This window comes from Chrysiogenia bacterium (assembly GCA_020434085.1).
In the GTDB taxonomy this organism is placed as follows: Bacteria; JAGRBM01; JAGRBM01; order JAGRBM01; family JAGRBM01; genus JAGRBM01.
Map to the genome: position 1 here is coordinate 1 of JAGRBM010000284.1, position 16,316 is coordinate 16,316.

At 62.5% G+C, this 16,316-nt stretch carries 18 protein-coding genes and 1 tRNA gene; 6 read left to right on the forward strand and 13 right to left on the reverse strand.

What is annotated here, in order from left to right:
- Window positions 1-142 precede the first annotated feature (142 nt).
- Window positions 143-949: a hypothetical protein gene (locus KDH09_09495; protein ID MCB0219915.1), complete on the forward strand. Its 807-nt coding sequence runs from the start codon at window positions 143-145 to the stop codon at window positions 947-949.
- 4 nt (window positions 950-953) lie between these two features.
- Here the strand turns inward: KDH09_09495 and KDH09_09500 are convergent.
- The 4 genes from KDH09_09500 to KDH09_09515 form a co-directional block, all read right to left on the reverse strand.
- Window positions 954-1,028: transfer RNA gene (locus tag KDH09_09500), tRNA-Cys, on the reverse strand.
- 241 nt (window positions 1,029-1,269) lie between these two features.
- The gene (locus KDH09_09505) at window positions 1,270-1,572 is read right to left on the reverse strand and encodes a DUF3467 domain-containing protein (GenBank protein ID MCB0219916.1); all 303 of its coding nucleotides are present in this window, start codon (window positions 1,570-1,572) and stop codon (window positions 1,270-1,272) included.
- Between the two features lie 135 nt (window positions 1,573-1,707).
- Window positions 1,708-2,511, reverse strand: a complete 804-nt coding sequence (locus KDH09_09510) for an SDR family oxidoreductase (GenBank protein MCB0219917.1) — start codon at window positions 2,509-2,511, stop codon at window positions 1,708-1,710.
- A gap of 157 nt (window positions 2,512-2,668) precedes the next feature.
- Complete coding sequence (locus KDH09_09515; GenBank protein MCB0219918.1) at window positions 2,669-3,895, reverse strand: metallophosphoesterase family protein; 1,227 nt, start codon at window positions 3,893-3,895, stop codon at window positions 2,669-2,671.
- 601 nt (window positions 3,896-4,496) lie between these two features.
- Here KDH09_09515 and KDH09_09520 point away from each other — a divergent pair.
- From KDH09_09520 to KDH09_09530, 3 genes are read left to right on the forward strand one after another with little or no spacing between them, the layout of a single operon-like run.
- The gene (locus KDH09_09520) at window positions 4,497-5,555 is read left to right on the forward strand and encodes a hypothetical protein (GenBank protein MCB0219919.1); all 1,059 of its coding nucleotides are present in this window, start codon (window positions 4,497-4,499) and stop codon (window positions 5,553-5,555) included.
- Complete coding sequence (locus KDH09_09525; protein MCB0219920.1) at window positions 5,556-6,800, forward strand: tetratricopeptide repeat protein; 1,245 nt, start codon at window positions 5,556-5,558, stop codon at window positions 6,798-6,800.
- Between the two features lie 3 nt (window positions 6,801-6,803).
- Entirely contained in the window at window positions 6,804-7,574 is a 771-nt protein-coding gene (locus KDH09_09530) for an SDR family oxidoreductase (protein ID MCB0219921.1), read from the forward strand.
- Here the strand turns inward: KDH09_09530 and KDH09_09535 are convergent.
- From KDH09_09535 to KDH09_09560, 6 genes are all read right to left on the reverse strand, one after another.
- Window positions 7,571-8,404: an SDR family NAD(P)-dependent oxidoreductase gene (locus KDH09_09535; protein MCB0219922.1), complete on the reverse strand. Its 834-nt coding sequence runs from the start codon at window positions 8,402-8,404 to the stop codon at window positions 7,571-7,573. The genes KDH09_09530 and KDH09_09535 overlap by 4 nt on opposite strands.
- Window positions 8,401-9,402, reverse strand: a complete 1,002-nt coding sequence (locus KDH09_09540; protein ID MCB0219923.1) for a hypothetical protein — start codon at window positions 9,400-9,402, stop codon at window positions 8,401-8,403. Before KDH09_09540 ends, KDH09_09535 begins: the two co-directional genes overlap by 4 nt.
- Window positions 9,403-9,407: 5 nt before the next feature.
- Entirely contained in the window at window positions 9,408-10,226 is an 819-nt protein-coding gene (locus KDH09_09545) for a hypothetical protein (GenBank protein ID MCB0219924.1), read from the reverse strand.
- Between the two features lie 2 nt (window positions 10,227-10,228).
- Window positions 10,229-10,729, reverse strand: a complete 501-nt coding sequence (locus tag KDH09_09550) for a hypothetical protein (GenBank protein ID MCB0219925.1) — start codon at window positions 10,727-10,729, stop codon at window positions 10,229-10,231.
- Between the two features lie 64 nt (window positions 10,730-10,793).
- Window positions 10,794-11,615: an SDR family NAD(P)-dependent oxidoreductase gene (locus tag KDH09_09555; protein MCB0219926.1), complete on the reverse strand. Its 822-nt coding sequence runs from the start codon at window positions 11,613-11,615 to the stop codon at window positions 10,794-10,796.
- Between the two features lie 206 nt (window positions 11,616-11,821).
- Window positions 11,822-12,730, reverse strand: a complete 909-nt coding sequence (locus KDH09_09560; protein MCB0219927.1) for an SDR family oxidoreductase — start codon at window positions 12,728-12,730, stop codon at window positions 11,822-11,824.
- Window positions 12,731-13,008: 278 nt separating this feature from the next.
- Here KDH09_09560 and KDH09_09565 point away from each other — a divergent pair, with 278 nt between their 5' ends.
- Entirely contained in the window at window positions 13,009-13,827 is an 819-nt protein-coding gene (locus KDH09_09565; protein ID MCB0219928.1) for a crotonase/enoyl-CoA hydratase family protein, read from the forward strand.
- A 40-nt stretch (window positions 13,828-13,867) separates the two neighbouring features.
- On the opposite strand, the gene KDH09_09570 is transcribed toward KDH09_09565, so the two are convergent.
- A complete protein-coding gene (locus KDH09_09570; protein ID MCB0219929.1) occupies window positions 13,868-14,185 on the reverse strand; it encodes a hypothetical protein in 318 nt (105 codons plus the stop codon).
- 143 nt (window positions 14,186-14,328) lie between these two features.
- On the reverse strand, window positions 14,329-15,228 hold the full coding sequence (locus KDH09_09575) for an NUDIX hydrolase (GenBank protein MCB0219930.1): 900 nt from the start codon (window positions 15,226-15,228) through the stop codon (window positions 14,329-14,331).
- Window positions 15,229-15,380: 152 nt separating this feature from the next.
- Between KDH09_09575 and KDH09_09580 the strand changes: the two genes are divergently transcribed.
- Complete coding sequence (locus KDH09_09580) at window positions 15,381-15,812, forward strand: hypothetical protein (protein ID MCB0219931.1); 432 nt, start codon at window positions 15,381-15,383, stop codon at window positions 15,810-15,812.
- Between the two features lie 9 nt (window positions 15,813-15,821).
- On the opposite strand, the gene KDH09_09585 is transcribed toward KDH09_09580, so the two are convergent.
- Window positions 15,822-16,316: MBL fold metallo-hydrolase (locus KDH09_09585; protein ID MCB0219932.1), on the reverse strand; the 495-nt coding region annotated here is incomplete at its 5' end.

Genomic DNA, 16,316 nt, shown 5'->3' on the forward strand with positions numbered 1-16,316 from the left:
GAGCGCATGGAAAAAGACGGAATCGTCGGCCCCTCCGACGGCGTGCGCCCGCGCGAGGTGCTGGTGACCGAGACCCAGATCGAGGCGCTCTTCGGGGGCGAGGGATCGAGCCAGTCGAGCGAAGTGGCGTAGGGATTGCTTTGTGGCCCAGGTTGTTAGGCTGAATCTGGATCAGCTTCGAGAGTCAGGGCTTACCGGTTGTCGTAGAGCCGCTGCTTTTGCTGGTTTGGTCGTCAATGCGGCTCGGGATGCGAATTTTCGCAGTATCGAACTTGCGCCGTTTACCCATCTGGAAATTATTCCAGTAGAGAAATTCACCGGTGACCTGCTTCATACCTGCAAGTCAGAATTTGAAAGGTGGGGGCTTCGCAACTGTGTAAGAGAACTATTCGAGCGGCATTCCCTATTCATGGATGCTGTGCATCGCAATATTCTGCTCGTCGAACAAGTGAAGAGTGGCGTGACGCAGAAAGCAGCTGTCGAAGCTCAACGGCAATTCGCGAATCGAACAAGCATTGCTGATAAATCGAAGTGGCTTTCCAAAGAATTCGATGTTCAGTCGCAACGACCAGAGTATTTATCGGCGATTAATCTGGCTCGGGTCTGCATTACGCATCGCGGGTCGATCGTTGGGGAAGAAGACCTGAATAGTGGAAAACACTTGATTCTTCGTTGGTTCGCGTTTGAGGAAGTTATTGTCCTTCCTGATGGTAAAGAACTGAATCTATGGGCGTCGGAGGGGCATGTCTTTGACGGTGAATCGCCAATCGCGCTGAAATTTCTCGAGAAAGAACTTCGTTTCGAGGTTGGCCAGACTTTCGATCTTGGCCCACGCGAAGTGCAAGAATTGGTCATCTACTTCACGAACGAAGTTAAGTCGCTCGTCGTCTCACTGGCGGACTTCATGAGGAAACGTGGCGCCGAACTGGAGAGTCCCCGGCAGGGGTAAAAAGTGGAGGCGGCGGAGGGAATCGAACCCTCGATCACGATTTTGCAGACCGCTCCCTTAGCCACTTGGGTACGCCGCCCCTGAAGTGTTGGGACTGGGGTATCTATCCAATCCCACTGGGGAATTCAATACTTTGTCACAATTCGTAGGGGGGCCTTGGGGGGCTCTCAATGCCGTCGGAGGAGCATGGGCCATCCGCACATCTCAGCGTGCACGTGCTCGTGCAGGTGCACGTGCACGATTCGGAGTCGGGAGTGACACGGACGGGCGAGGCCGACTTCGTGTGCATGAAGCTGCAGGACGTCTCCCGGACCCTGCCTTCAGTTCACGTCCATGTCGCTCGGGGAGACCGGCGCGGGGGTCTGGACGATGGGCCCGTGTTTTTCCTCGTAGCGCGAGACGTTTTCCTGCAGCGCGTTCAGGAGGCGCTTGGCGTGCGCGGGGGTGAGCGCCACCCGCGAGAGCAGCTTGCCGTAGCGCGTGCGGGCGTGGACGAAGAGAAAGTCGACCAGGAATGTGTCGTCGGAGTGCTCGATCGTGGCCATGTTGGAGAACTTCGGTTCGGCGCTCTCGCCGTCCTGCTGGAGCTTGATCTGGAGCTGCTGGGGTTTCTTCTGGCTCATTAGGGCCTCCGGGCTTCGTCCTTCGACAGGCTCAGGACGAACGGTGTGGATGCAACTGGCACCCGGTTGTTCCCGTTCGTCCTGAGCCTGTCGAAGGATCGAACGGGCCACCCCGTACGGGTGGATTGAAAAAACTCAGGCTCCCTTGATGGAGTCCTTCATGGCGGCGCCGACGACGCGCGCGGCCAGGTTTCGCGGGGTGAATTTCACGCCCAGCATGCCGATCTTGTTCATCGCGCCGGGCACGAAGATGACCTTGCTTTGCGCGTAGGCTTTGAGGCCCCGGCGGACGGTTTCCTCGGCGCTGAGCACCAGGAGCTTGTCGGCGCCGTCGATGCCCACGCCGGCGGCTTCCTGGAATCCCGTGGGGACCGGGCCCGGGCAGAGCGCGCTCACGCGAACGCCGCTGCCGCGCAGTTCTTCGGCCACGCCGGAGGTCCAGCTCACGACGAAGGCCTTGGTCGCGCCGTAGGTCGAAAGATAGGGTGTGGGCGGCATGCCGGCCACCGAGGCCACGCTGAGCACCCCGCCCTTGCGGCGGCTCACCATGCCCGGCAGGAAGTGGCGCGCCAGCACGATGACGGCCTCGGAGTTGAGCCGCACCATCTGGGTCTCGCGCTCGAGGTCGCACTCGTGGAAGCGCGAGCTGTTTCCAAATCCCGCGTTGTTGATGAGGTGGTCGATGGGGACGCCAAGCGCGTCGACCTTCTTGCAGAGCTCGAGCGCCCCGCCCGTTGCGGCCAGGTCCTGGGAGACGACTTTCACATCGATGCCGTTGTTTGAGTGCAGCTCGGCGGCCAGCGCCTCGAGCTTGTCGGTGCTGCGGGCGGTGATGACGAGGTCCGCGCCCATTGCGGCGATTTGGCGGGCGAACTGCTCGCCAAGACCCGAGGAGGCGCCCGTGACAAGTGCGCGTGTGCCCTTGAATATATTGCTCATGCCTTGCTCCTGAGGCGGGAACCTGCCCGCTCCGGCGCGGACGCTACCCCGCCCCGGGCCCCTTTGCCAAGGCCCCTGCTCTGCCGGCCCCGAAAGCACAAAAAAAGAACGGCCCGCCATGGTGGCGGGCCGTTCCCTTTAATAAACCCGGTAAGGCTTAGTACTGGACGTTCCAGCTGTCCAGGACCCACGTGGCGGTGTTGTCGTCGCCGACTACGCCGTAGGAGGTGAAGCTGGCGCCCGCGCTGGTGAAGTCGCCGACCACGAAGTTCAGCTCCTTGGCGATGGCGTTGGTGTAGCTGCTCGCGTCGGTGCCCGAGAGCGGGGAACCGCCGCCGCCGGTGACGACGTAGGTAATGCCGTCCTTGGTGGCGCGCTCGTAGTTGTGAACGTGGCCGGTCACGACGGTGTCCACACCATACTGCGTGTAGAGCGGGAAGAGGGCGTTGAACTCGCTGTCGACGCCGCCGGCGCCCACGGCCGGGTGGTGGTGGGAGACGACGATGTGATCGACGTTCGGGTTGCCCGCGGCCGAGGCCAGATCGCTCTGGATGAAGGCGTACTGGGCGGTGCCCGGAGCGAAGGTGTCGGCGCAGGTCTCGGCGCTGTTGCAGCCGTTGGAGTTGATGACCAGGAAGTGGACGTTCGAGTAGTTGAAGCTGTAGTAGTCGAACGCGCCGTTGCCCGGGACCATGAAGTAGCTGTCGAAGTAGGTGTTGCCCGTACCGAGGCTGGCGTCGGAGAGGCCGAAGAACCACGCGAAGTCATGGTTACCGTAGACGGGGTAGAACACCGAGTTACCCAGAAGCTGCTTCTCCTGCTTGAAGAAGTTGATGACGTCGTCCTCGTCCTGACCGGCGAAGCCGAAGTCACCGGAGTTGAGATAGACGTCGGGGGCGCGGTTCAGAGCGGCCTGCTGGACGGCGCGATGGTCGTCGTCTTCACCGGCTTCAAGGAGCCAGGCTTCAGGGCCGTAACCCTTGCGGGTATCGCCGAGCATCACCAGGCGGAAGGGCTCGTTGGTCGAGGCCGGCGAGGTGGTGAAGGAGTTGATCGGGCTGCTCTGGTTGGCCAGCTCGATGCGGTAGTAGTACTTGCGGTTGGCCTGGAGGCCGTTGATCGTGACCTTGTGGATCTTGATGTCACGCGAGTCGGTGAGGAGAGCCGCGCCCGAGAGGTTGCTCTGGGTGCCGATGCGGATCTTGCCGGGGTCGGCTTCGGAGTTCTCCCACATGATGTCGATGGAGCTGGTGCTGGCGTTCATCACAACGGGATGGACGCGCAGGGTGATCTGGGGCGGATCGTCGCCACCGGCCATGGCCAGCGACGGGACCAAAAGGATTGCTGCGATCATTGCGAGCAGGCTTGCAAAAGGCTTGTTCATTTTCTCATCTCCTACCGGGTTCTGAATCTTCTTCTTACGCTTGGTGGTAGCCCCACCTGGGTGCGTTGTGAGGCCCCTTCTCTCAAGGGTTGTGCCAAAGGGCGCATTGCAGCATTTTTCGTGCGTGATCAGTGGTAACTCATTGAAATTGCATGACTATTTTATCACTGAAATCTTCCCTCAGGAGCGCGAGCGGGCGCCCTCGATGGGGGGAATGCACACTTGGTTTACCTGCGCCGGGGCCAGGCAGCCCTCGCCCGGAACGGGCTGAGAGTGCCGAAATGCGCATTTTGGCGCCGATTCGTGGGCTGGCATGATCAGAAAGTTCGAAAAAATGAAGGAATTACATCTGGTTATGCGAATACGTCTACCGGGTTTACTCATGTTCGGGCGCGCTGACCGCTGCGTGTTCGGGTGCGTGCCGGCAAGTCCGCGCCCACACGGAGGCTCCGCGAACTTTTGGCCGCCCGGAGCCCCCGGCACGGGCCTTGCGTAGATGAGGCGACATATAAAGGAATCAGCGCGCTTGCACTCACGGCAGTGATCGGGGTACCTCATCCGGAGTACTGCACAACTTCAAACTGGCGCTGGCGGATCATCCATGAGTGAAAAGACCACGCAGCAGGATACGCGCGTGACGCGTACCAGAAAGCTGCTTCTGTCCGGGCTGGGACTGGCCATCGTGCTCAGTCTCTACCTTCTCTATCAAACGACGCGGGCGGAGGTGCCTGAGGGACTCAAACCCATGACCCCGGCAAAGGTCGAGACCAAGGAAGAAGTCGCTGCCCGCGCGCGCACCTGGCTCGAATCCGACGACGCCAATGTCGCTCACCCGGGCGAGCTCCAGTACGCCGAGGGCGAAGTAGAGCCCGAGATGCAGGGCGTGACGCTCACCCCGCGCGGGCTGAGCCAGGCGGTCGATGAAGAGATCGAGCCCGAGGTGTTGCCCGAACCGCTCTCAGCCGTCCTCGCCGCCGTGGACGCCCCCTTCCGCCGGACCTTCGACGCATTCGAATCTTTCTCGGTGAAGATGAGCTTTGTCTTCCTCACTTATCAGCCCGAACTGGGAAACGCCCGCACTGTGGGCAATGTCACCTTCACCAAGGACGCCCGGCAGAACTGGCATGCGGCCTACGACATCGATACCGACAGCAAGACGAGTTCCTACAACAAGCCGCTCTACAAGAGTCAGTTCTGGCTCATCGGCAACACGCCCTATGTGCAGCGGCCCGACAAGGCCCCCTCGGTGATCGGCGCCGACTCGCCCGAGGATGACCAGCAACTGCTCAACGAAATCACGAGCAACCACATCGAGCTGCTCTCCCACGAGACCCTGCGCCGCTTTGTGCATGAGGCCAAGCGTGCAATCGGCTACAGCGAACCCGGCGTGGATCGCTGGGAGGGACGCCCGGCGGACGTCTACCAGGTTGCCCCGCCCCACTACGGCGAGGACGCCCCCGATATTTCGGTCTCCACGCGCACCGGAAGCATCTGGATTGACCGCGAACTGGGCATCCCGCTCAAGGCGGACCTCTCCTACACCGCGCAGATGACCATTCCCTCGCCCAAGCTCTACACCTACGACACTACGCAGCAGATCACTCTGGAGATCCTTCAGATTGGCACGGCCCCGCAAGTGGGCGCACCGGAGGTGAAGTAAGTGCGCGCCTTTGTGAGCCTGGTGGCCCTTCTGGCGGTGCTGCTTGCTGCGCCCGTTGTCCGCGCGCAGGAGGCGGCCGAGACCGCCGCGCCCGCGCGGCAGGCCCTGGCGCTGGATGCCACGGAAAAGGCCGAGTTCTTCGACGAGGGCGAGCGCCTGTTCGTCGAGGGACAGAAGAAGGAGCTTGAGGGCGACATCGGCGCCGCCTGCGAGATCTACAAGCGCGTGGGCACCGAATTCCCAGAGAGCATCTCGGCTGCGAGCGCCCTGTTCCAGTGCGCCTTTCTGCATGACCAGCGCGAGTACGACGTGAACACCGCCGCGCCCATGTACCGGCAGGTGCTCGAGCGCTACCCATCGAGCCGCGTGAGCAAGAAGGCGCAGATCCGCCTGGCCAACCTGGCACCTTTCGAGGGCAAGTGGGCGCAGATGTACACCGAGATCCAGCGCGTACTGGCGGAAAAGGAAAAGGTCGACATCGCCGACTTCGAGGACAGCCTCTTTGGCATGCTGGAGAAGAACCCCGAGTATCCGGGCGCCGACCAGCTTCTGTTCTTCCTGGCGCGCACGAGCTTCAAGCAAAAGCGCTACGAACGCTCACGCAAGTTTTTCCTGCAGGTCATTCGCAGCTATCCGGGCACCCAGTCGGCGGCCTTCGCCTACAAGGGGCTGGGTGATCTCGAGTTCCTCGAAGGCAAGTACGCCCTCTCCACGACTTACTACGATGCAGCGACGGCGGTGGCCGAGGACCTCGGGATGCCGCCGCCCAGCCCGCTCCAGCGGCGCAAGGCCCACCTCTATGTGGCGCGCTACCGGGTGTTGCTGGGCGTGCTTTCCCTGATGGCGGTGTGCGGCATGGGGCTCATCTATCTGGCGCCCACGCGCAGGCCGGAGTTCGGCGCGCTGGTGCGCTCCTGGGGGACGAGCTCCCTGCAACTCCTGCCCCTGTTCGGAATCCTCTACGGCATTGCCTGGTATCTGGTCTCGGACTCCGATCCCTCCAGCGCGCTCAACATCATCGGGCATGAACCACTCTTCGTGGCGATGATCTATGCGCTGGTGTGTGTGTCCCTGTTCGTGGGGATGGTCGTGCTGCCCGGAGCCGAGCACCGGCCCGGCGGAAAGGCGATCTTCTGGACGGCCTTTCCGCTGCTGCTGCTTGGCGCGAATTTCTGCCTGTACTACTGGCTCGATCTGACAATGTATCTCGAATACTCCCTGCTGGGAATGAAACCCAACGGATAGAACATGGAAACGAATCTTCTCGATTTCTCCGGCAAGGTGGTCTGGGTCACCGGCGCGGCCTCGGGCATCGGGCGCGCCACGGCGCTGCGCTTTGCCGCAAACGGCGCGCAGGTCTTTGCCACCGACGTCAACGAAGCGGGCCTCGAAGAAGTCGCTGCGCGCATCCTCGAAGGCCGGCAGCGCGTGGTCACCGCTCTGTGTGATGTATCCGAGAGCGCGCAGGTCGCTCACGCGGTAAAAACACTAACCGGTGAATACGGAAAGCTCGATGTGCTTGCCAACTGCGCGGGCATCGCAGCGGGCGCGCCCATTGCCGCCCACGACGAGGCGCTCTGGAGCAAGATCCTGCGCGTCAATCTCGACGGCACCTTCCTGTGCAGCAAGGCGGCGGTGCCGCTGCTGACAAAAAGCGCCGGCGCCATCGTCAACGTGGCCTCCATTGAGGGACTGGGCGGCGAGAAACTGCTGGGGGCCTACTGCGCGTCCAAGCACGGGGTGATCGGGCTGACAAAGGTATTGGCCAAGGAACTGGGGGCCTCGGGCGTGCGCTGCAACGCCGTGTGCCCGGGGGCGATCAATACGCCCATGCTCCGCCAGGGCGCCGAGAAGATGAACGAAACCCTCGAGAGCGTGATTGTGAAGAAGACGCCGCTGCGCCGCATTGGCGATCCCGATGAAGTCGCGCGCGTAATCGTGTTCCTGGCCAGCAAGCAGGCCAGCTTTATCACGGGCACGACGCTCACCATCGACGGCGGCCTCACTGCCGGTTACTAGGCATTCATTCCCAGCCGCGGGTAGACGCGACCCATCACCCCCGTCATGAAAGCCGGCGAGAGCCGCATCAGGTTGGGCAGAATCGTGCCGGCCGTGCCCGGCGTGGAGAGCCCCTTGCGGTATCGAATGGCACGTACCATTTGCAACGCCACGCGCTCGGGCGATGCGCCGACAATCTCCATCAGCCGCGCGCCAAATTCCTGCATCCCTCCGGTGCCGTAACCCTTGGTCTGGGCCAGTCCCGTCCGCGTGAAGCCAGGGCAGATACAGGTGACATCAATCCCCTCGCCGGAAATCTCCGCGCGCAGCGCCTCTGTATAGCCGACAACCGCGAACTTCGAGAGCGCGTAGGCCGTCATGCCCGGCACCGGCAGCAGTCCCGCGATGGATGCGACGTTGACGATGTGACCGTGCCCGCGCGAGATCATGTGCGGAAGCAGCAGGTTGTTCATGCGTACCGGCGCCCACACGTTGATGTCGAGGACCTTTTCCCAGTCAGGCAGCGACATGGCCGAGACCGGCCCGAGCGGCATGATCCCGGCGTTGTTAACCAGAATGTCCACCTGTCCCATTTGCCGGATCGCACGGCGTGCGGCCAGGTTGATGCCCTCCTTGGTGGAGAGATCGGCGCCGATGCACGCGACCTCGCGCCCCATGGGGCGTATCAGGCGCGCAACCTCGGCCAGCCCGACCTCGTTGCGGTCCACCAGGATGAGGTGGGCCCCCCAACGTGCCAGCTCCAATGAGAGCGCCCGGCCGATGCCGGAGGCGGCGCCCGTGACCAATGCGACCTTTTCCTGCAGGTTTTTGGGTGCGGTGAAGATGCTCATGATTCGTCCTTTGTCGCGGATGCGGGGGGCGGTATCTCGGGCGGCGCCTCGCGCTCTTCGGGTGGAATGTAGGTAAACTTGTAGGGCGCAAACGAGAGGCAGCTTGTTTTGACGCTGACGCTCGGTTCCCTCTCATAGCTCTCTGGCATGTTCAGGCGGCCGGGCTGGTCGGGGACTTCGTCGCTGTTCTGCTCCGCGGCGCTCTTGTCCAGGCACAGGGCTGCCTGCTCCACAAGGGCTTCGATCACCTCCTGCTCTGCCGAGCCGGAGTTGCTGGTCTTCGACCAGGCCAGCACCTTGTGAGTGGCCGGATCGACCATCGCGACGCGCAGTGTGAGGTTCTCGGGCGACTTGCCCGGAATTCGCGTGGGCGCCCCCGCCGCGAGACTGGCAATGGTGAAGAGCGCCCCCACGAAGTCCTTGGTGTGGGTGGCCCAGCTCTGTTCGAGTCCCGAGAGGCGGATGTAGAAGACCGCATCGGCGTCGGCGTAGTTGGGGTGTGCGCACACCTTTTCATCATCGTCGAGCACATACTTGAGCGCGTCCTTGCGCTGGAGGATCTCCCGATAGGTGAGGGAATCGCCCATCATTTCTGCAAGGGTAAAGAATGCCTCACGGTGGCAGAGTGCGAGCTCGTAGTCATCGCCAAGTTCGTGGGGCAGCGGCGCAATGGCGCGGCTTCCACTGGGCATGTTGCGCACCAGGCTGCGGATGAGCTCCACCCAGGCGTTGATCTGCCAGTCCCGCGGAGCGCCGACCAGTTGTTCGCCCTGCTCGCGAACGAGCTCGATTTCAGGATAGGCCAGAACAACCTTGTGAATGGTCGGCATGCCGGTTTCGGGAGCGGTCTGCGAGAGCTGCTGCGTGGGGGAGCCTTCGTCTTCAGTGTCATCGGCCCAGGCGGTGGCGGGACGCGCCATCGAGACCAGCACCACTGCCATCATGAGCAGCCGGAGGCTCCAGCGTTTTCGTGCGGCGATGATGCGTGATTTTTGCATGGCTCTTAATACTCGAGTGTGTAGGGCACGACGGGACTGCAGATGTACACGTTTTGTTTCTCGACCAATGCGCGGATCTCGTCTTCCGACAAGCCTGAATAAGTATCGAAGCATTTGAGGATGTGCGCAGCCATCTTGGAGAGGGTTGACTGGCGCGCGCCGGGGCCGGCGACCTTCGCCCCGGCGACGAGCACTTTCTCGCCCGAAGCATCGACCAGCGCGAGTTGGAGCAGGGTTCCAAATGAACCGAAGGATTCATTGGTGTTTTGATACTGGACAAGCAACGCAGGGCGTCCGGGAAAGCGCGGGCTGAATTTGCAGGTAATTCCCTCGGTTTGGTAGGCCTCGCCCGGTTCTTCGTCCTCTTTGGCCAGTCCGCTCAGAACCGAACCGTACACGGTATTGAAGAGCGCCTTGCGCTGGCAGAGCGTGTCGGCTCCCGCCTGCATCAGCCGGTAGTAGTTGGCCTGCGCATCGGGGCTCATGTCGCCAAGGGCCTTCGCGACGACTTCGCCCACCATGGCGCTGCGGGCTTTCTGCTCCTCGTCCTCATCGAGCAGGTACCGGCCCTCGGGCTGCTCGGCGAAGCGCTGCACCACCGGCGGGAATAGAACAAGATCGGGCAGACGAACGGAGACCGGGGGCGTGGGCGGAGGCGCGGGCGTTTCCGTGGGCGACTCCTGCTCTGGGAGCGGCGCATCGGGTTCCGAACTTGCCGCCGGGTCCGGTTGTTGTTCAGCTTCCTCGGCGCGCGCAGGTCCTGCTGCCGGCGGCAAAGCACCGATCAGCGCAAAGAGCAGCACGGCGATGAGCCTTGCGCGCATGGCTACTCATCCTCCTTCAGCCAGCGATGCGGACCGGCATCGAGTTTTGGAAGAATCCCCGGCGTTCCGAGCACCCGATTGGTGACAAGGAGTTTGATGAGCCCTTCCTCGCGCGAGCGAGCGCGAAGCGAGTAGTAGCTGCCGTAGGTATTGGCTTCGAGAAAATACTCCGTGCCGGCCTTAAAGACATACATTCTCTGGAGCACCGGACTCTCGATCATGCCCTGCGTCGGGGCAAGGCTGACCAGGTAGACGCCGGGCTCGGCAACAAAGGCGTAGGAAGTGTTCTTGGGTAGCGCGGCAACGGGAATCGTGTTGAGCCGGAACTGCACGGCTTTGCTGGCCAGGCCGTTCATCCGGAAGAAATAGACAACCGCCTTGTCCTTGGGGACCGGCCGAATTGCCTCAAATTCCGCGCCGCGTTTGGGCACCCTTGGGATGCCGCAGCCCACGCAGGTGAGCGCGGCAACGGCCAGCAGCAACATGTGAATCGTACGCTTCATCGGGGAACTTGAATTGTGATGAACCGGGAAACCCGTGGCAAATGCCGCGCTGTCTCATCCTGAGTCAGGAGAGATCCCGCTTTCCCCGCCGCCAGAGGATGCGGTTGACGCGGCTCATGGCTTCGGGGGAAATGCGCTTCAACGCCCACATGGAGGACGAACCCGGCGCCAGGGTGATGATCCCCTTGCCGCGCTTGATTCCGCGGACGATGTCCTTGGCCGCCTTGCCGGCGGAGTAGCCGATGCCCGCCGCCATGCCTTTCTTGGCGGTCTTCTCTGCCTCGCTGCTGGCGTAGTGACCGATCTCGGTGATTCCGGTCTCCACGATGCCCGGGCACACGACCGAGACCTCGATCCCCTGGCCCGCAATCTCGGCGCGCAGGGCTTCGGAATAGCCCACCATTGCGAACTTCGTGAGTGAATAGGCGGTGAGCCCGGGCACGCCGACCAGCCCGGCCATCGAGGCAGTCGTGACGATGTGGCCGCTGCCGCGCTCCAGAAAATGAGGAAGCAGCGCCTGGGTGAGTCGCACCGGCCCCCACAGGTTGATGTCGACGATCCACTCCCAGTCGGAGAGCTTCATCTCCTTGACCGGTCCCAGGTACATCACGCCGGCGTTGTTGTAGAGCAGGTCGACGCGGCCGGCCTGCTCAAGCGCCTGCTTTGCCAGGCGCGCAATGTCGGGCTTCCTGGCAAGATCGGCCTGGATGGCGTAGGCAGTTGCGCCGATCTTGCGGCACTCCTGCGCGGCATCCTCGAGGCGCTCGCCGTTGACGTCATTGAGAACGAGGATCGCACCCTCGCGCGCGAGTTCCTTCGCACAGGCCAGCCCGATGCCCGATGCCGCGCCGGTTACCAGCGCGACCTTTCCCTTGAGATTCTTCATGGACCCCTCCCCGTCGGAAAAGAATTTTGCCACAGCCAGGAATTTGAAACCACAGATGTACACAGATGAACACGGATTTTAGGAAGTGCTCAGACCACGATCTGTGTGCATCTGTGTTCATCCGTGGTTCCATTCCGGTGTCATATTCAAGAAAAAGGGCCCCGTTTTGCGGGGCCCTTCTGGATTCTCGGTCGCTGTGCAACGGCCTAGAACTTGATGTACTTCATGATGCCCATGGTGGCTGCCTGCAGGTCCTTGACCGGCTTGGCTTCCTCGGGCTTGTCGATCACGGGCAGCACCTTGTCACGGAAGGTTTCCGGGGTGAGCTCTGCCGGGTCGATGAAGGTGCCCGGGTGCTGCTCAAGCCAGACCTTGGTGAAGAAGCCGCCGCCGCCCTCGATGATGGAGCCCGAAAGCTCACACTCTTCGGAGACGAGGTAGCCCACCATCTTGGCGATGATGGCCGGATCGAACTTGGCGAGCATCGGAGGCGGCATGACGGTCTCGGTCATGCGGCTCTTGGCGATGGGCGCAATGGCGTTGACCTTGATGTTGCTCTTGGCGCCTTCGACGCGCATCGAGTTCATCATGCCGACCAGGGCGAGCTTGGCGCCGCCGTAGTTGACCTGACCGAAGTTGCCCCAGAGGCCCGCGCCCGAGCTGGTGACGACGACGCGGCCGTAACCGGCTTCCTTCATGTGGGTCCAGGCGGCCTGCGTCACGCAGAAGGCGCCCTTGACGTGCACGGCGAAGATCGAGTCCCAGTCGGCCTCACTCATCTTGTGGAAAGAAACGTCGCGCAGAATGCCGGCGTTGTTGATGACGATGTCGACGCGGCCCCACTCGTCGAGTGCGGTGCGGACGATGTTCTTGCCGCCATCGATGGTGGCGACGGAGTCGTAGTTGGCGACGGCCTGGCCGCCGGCGGCCTTGATCTCATCGACGACCTTCTGGGCCGGCGTCTGATCTGCGCCCTCGCCCTTGAAGGAGCCACCGAGGTCGTTGACCACAACCTTGGCGCCGCGCGAGGCGAGAAAGAGCGCGTGCTCGCGGCCCAAACCGCCACCGGCACCAGTTACAATAGCGACACGATCGTCATAACGAATTTCACCCATTTTACTCAACGTCCTCCTGAGAGAGATTGCCGCGTTCTCGCCGCGGCGGCGGTGCTCACCCCAGCGAAAAGAACCGCCCCCAAGGGGCGTTTCTCAAGTGCTGTGGATGGCGTGCGGGGAGTAGTGATTACGTTGACTCCCCAGTCAACGGGCCGCTAGGATGGCCTCCGACCCGCCGAAAGGCAAGGTATTTTTTGCGAAAATAAAGCAGGTTTCAGGGGCATTTCGAGGGGTTTGTTTCCCCTTTGGAGTGACCGCTTGCCTGCGGGGAGAGCGCCATGGGCGACTACAAAGTGATTCTGACTGAAAAGGACGGCCACGTGGGCGTCCTGACCCTCAACCGTCCCGACAAACTCAACGCCATGGGGCCCGACTTCTGGGAGGAGTTTCCCGCGGCGGTGCGCGAGCTCGACGAGGATCCCGAGGTCCGCTGCATCGTCATCAAGGCTGCCGGTCGTGCGTTTACCGCGGGCCTGGATCTGGTCAGCATGGGCGGCTCCCTGGGGGGCGGCGGCGCCGGATCGGAGGCCGCCCGTCGCCGGGGCCTCCACAAGGAAGTCCACCGGCTGCAGGGTTCAATCAGCGCCACGGAGAAGGCCGACACCCCGGTCATCGTGGCCGTACACGGCGCGTGCATCGGCGGCGGCATCGACCTGATCACCGCCTGTGACATCCGGCTCTCCACCAAAGACGCAAAATTCTCGGTGCGCGAGACCAAGATCGCCATCGTCGCCGACGTGGGCACGCTCCAGCGCCTGCCCCGCATCATCGGCCGCGGTCACACCTCCGAGCTCGCGCTCACGGGCAAGGACATCGATGGCGAATACGCCCGCGAGATCGGGCTCGTCAATCGCACCTACGAGAGCGCCGAGGACCTGCACGCTGCCGCCCTGGTAATGGCCCGCGAGATCGCGGAGAACTCCCCGCTCGTCACCCAGGGCGTCAAACAGGTCCTGCGCTACGGCGAGTACAAGAGTGTCGACGACGCCCTTGAATACGTTGCGGTGTGGAACAGCGCCTTCCTGATGAGCAACGACTTCAACGAAGCCATCGCCGCGTTCATGCAGAAGCGAAAGCCGGTCTTCAAGGGCGAGTGATCGGTGGTTTATCCACAGGTTTGGCAGGCCAAACCCATCGTCATGTCTGCGATTTGATGGTTTCGGTCTGATCCGGGATCTCATCTGCAAGCGCCAGGGCATTGGCACGCGGCCAATACAGGTAGCGCATGATGACCGAGATGAAGAGCACGTTGCAGCCGATGTTGAAGAGAATCGGCGCGTCGAAGTTCAGGTGCAGCGCCGCGTAGACGCCGGCGCACAGCTCCCCCGAGAGCCACAGCCACAGGAATCCGGCCGAGACTCCGCGCGAGTGTCCCTGCCGCAGGCTCTGAAAGGCCTGCGGCGCGCCGCACACCGCAAGCAGCGTGTTTCCGAGCCAGCCGATGGATTCGATCATCGTTCCATAAACCTGAATACCTGAGTGGCTGTCATTCTGAAGGGAGCGCAGCTCCCTGAAGAATCGCGTCCACGCCGGCTCCACGCGATTCTTCGCTGCGCCCAGAATGACAGGTTTCTTTGAAATGCTGCATCGACGTGCGGCTAGACCGACTCAATCGCCTTCCACGTCCCGCCTTCCATGGTGAAACCGAGCGGGGTGTCCTGGGTGACCTCGACGGGTTCTCCCACCTGCTCGCCGTATTCGGGGTGGCCGGGCAGCAGGATGGTCAGGGTGGTGGCCTTTGGTTTGGGGCGCGGCAGGTTGGTGACGACCGTGCGTTTTCCAAGGCCCGCGATGGTGGAGCTGACGCTGGCATAGGCGGCAAGGCGCTGGAGCGTTACCCAGGTGGGCGGCGCGAGTTTGATCTTGCCCTGGGTGAAGGCGGCGATGGCATCGGCCGGGCGGAACCAGTCCCACTCGGTCAGCTCGTGCTCGTCGTGGGTGGGCTCCTGCCCCTCGGGCGCGGCGGCGACGAAGAAGCGCGTGTCGTAGCGCTTGCTCTCGATTTCGGGCGTGATCCAGTGGTCGAAATAGGCGAGCAGGTCCGGCCGCAGCAGCAGCTCTTCCTTGCCCGCAATGCTCAGCAGCGTCTCGGGATGTTCACGGTCGTTGAGGTGGTCGCGGTACCCGGCCAGCCGCTCCTTGCGGGCGGCGTCGTTTTCCAGGTGAATCACCTCGCCGGGTGCGCACCTTGGCGAGGCCAGCAGGCAGCCGGCTTCCTCGAAGGTCTCGCGCAGCGCCGCCACGTAGTGGGCGCGCACTTCTTCAGCGCTCCCGCGAAAGCGCGAGCGCGCTTCTTCCCAGTCGAAGTCTGCGAGAACTTCAGCATAACCCGCGTCGAAGTCGTGCTCGTCCACCTTGCCGCCGGGAAAGACGTGAACCCCGCCCATGAACCCGCTCTTGCCGTGGCGGCGCATGAGGAGAACCTCGGTCCCCTCGCCCCCCGAAGAAGCGGGACGAAGCAGTACCAGAGTGGCTGCGGGCTTGATGGGATGGGCCATGTCGGGCGTCCTCCAAGGTGAACGGCTGTTTACTTTGTAGTCGGGAAGAAGCGAGAGTGGCAATCCCGCCGCGCACCGAGAGTATTAGAAAAAGCGCGGAAAAGCGTCTCTACTGATCGATCAGTGCAGAATTCCGGTGACCTCGCGCACACATGGAGCCGCGTGTTTCGGCAATGATCCGGGTGATGGATCACCTTTCGAAAACACCAATCCCGGCACTTCGTCGTCTCCAGATCGTTTTGGCAGTGGTCGTCCTTGCGCTGGCACTGCCAGCAACCAGCGGTTGCGGACTGGGCGAGTGTATCCTCGAACCGAAAATCGAATACTTCTACCCTTCGCGTGGAAGCGTTGAACAAGGTGAGATCGTCTACCTGGGCTGGGAATCCTACAACGAAACCTCCTGCGAAATCGTTGCGGTAACCGCAACGGAAAAGGTCTACTTCGTTCCAATCTGGAAGGATACCTACGGAGTCGACACGCCTGTCGAGGACGTCACCTATTGGCTGGTCTGTGAGAACTCCTGCGGCGGAAGAGATTACGCCATGACACAGGTCAGTATTATTTCCCTGGCAATGCCGGAGTAGCGGGCTCCCTCAGCCCCCCTGATCAACCAGCTCGCCGAGCTTGGCGTGGCCGTCGTAGAAGATGGGCCAGCCATCGCCGACGAGCACGGCGTCGATGGCGTCGTGCTCGAGGATGCGGCGTACCGACTCGATGGCCGCTTCCTTGTCGGTGAGCTTTTCATCGGGCAGCAGGTTGAGCGCGCCGCCGCGGTGGCCGCGGATGAGGTCGCCGGTAATCAGCGTGCTCTCTTCAAGCAGCAGCGCCAGCTCGCCCGGCGTTTTCGAGCCCTGCATCTCCAGCGCGCTGAGTCCGGGGACGATTTCCTCGCCATCTTCGATCCAGCGGTCGGCAGCAAAGACGCCCTTCTCGGCGACCGGGCCGAGCAGCTTTGCGCCGAAGACGCCCTGGAGCTCATGGGCCACGCGGGTGTGATCGGAATTGGTCACGACGATGAGCGCCGCCCCGCCAAGCGACCTGAGATGCTCCAGGTCATGGGCGCTCATCGGCATCGGGTCGATGAGGAC

Excerpts from the sequence above, each read along its gene's own strand:
- KDH09_09505 (MCB0219916.1), bottom strand. The coding sequence starts at position 1,572 with ATGAGCCAGAAGAAACCCCAGCAGCTCCAGATCAAGCTCCAGCAGGAC.
- KDH09_09510 (MCB0219917.1), bottom strand. The coding sequence starts at position 2,511 with ATGAGCAATATATTCAAGGGCACACGCGCACTTGTCACGGGCGCCTCC.
- KDH09_09515 (MCB0219918.1), bottom strand. The coding sequence starts at position 3,895 with ATGAACAAGCCTTTTGCAAGCCTGCTCGCAATGATCGCAGCAATCCTT.
- KDH09_09520 (MCB0219919.1), top strand. The coding sequence starts at position 4,497 with ATGAGTGAAAAGACCACGCAGCAGGATACGCGCGTGACGCGTACCAGA.
- KDH09_09530 (MCB0219921.1), top strand. The coding sequence starts at position 6,804 with ATGGAAACGAATCTTCTCGATTTCTCCGGCAAGGTGGTCTGGGTCACC.
- KDH09_09535 (MCB0219922.1), bottom strand. The coding sequence starts at position 8,404 with ATGAGCATCTTCACCGCACCCAAAAACCTGCAGGAAAAGGTCGCATTG.
- KDH09_09540 (MCB0219923.1), bottom strand. The coding sequence starts at position 9,402 with ATGCAAAAATCACGCATCATCGCCGCACGAAAACGCTGGAGCCTCCGG.
- KDH09_09545 (MCB0219924.1), bottom strand. The coding sequence starts at position 10,226 with ATGCGCGCAAGGCTCATCGCCGTGCTGCTCTTTGCGCTGATCGGTGCT.
- KDH09_09550 (MCB0219925.1), bottom strand. The coding sequence starts at position 10,729 with ATGAAGCGTACGATTCACATGTTGCTGCTGGCCGTTGCCGCGCTCACC.
- KDH09_09555 (MCB0219926.1), bottom strand. The coding sequence starts at position 11,615 with ATGAAGAATCTCAAGGGAAAGGTCGCGCTGGTAACCGGCGCGGCATCG.
- KDH09_09560 (MCB0219927.1), bottom strand. The coding sequence starts at position 12,730 with ATGGGTGAAATTCGTTATGACGATCGTGTCGCTATTGTAACTGGTGCC.
- KDH09_09565 (MCB0219928.1), top strand. The coding sequence starts at position 13,009 with ATGGGCGACTACAAAGTGATTCTGACTGAAAAGGACGGCCACGTGGGC.
- KDH09_09570 (MCB0219929.1), bottom strand. The coding sequence starts at position 14,185 with ATGATCGAATCCATCGGCTGGCTCGGAAACACGCTGCTTGCGGTGTGC.
- KDH09_09575 (MCB0219930.1), bottom strand. The coding sequence starts at position 15,228 with ATGGCCCATCCCATCAAGCCCGCAGCCACTCTGGTACTGCTTCGTCCC.
- KDH09_09580 (MCB0219931.1), top strand. The coding sequence starts at position 15,381 with ATGGAGCCGCGTGTTTCGGCAATGATCCGGGTGATGGATCACCTTTCG.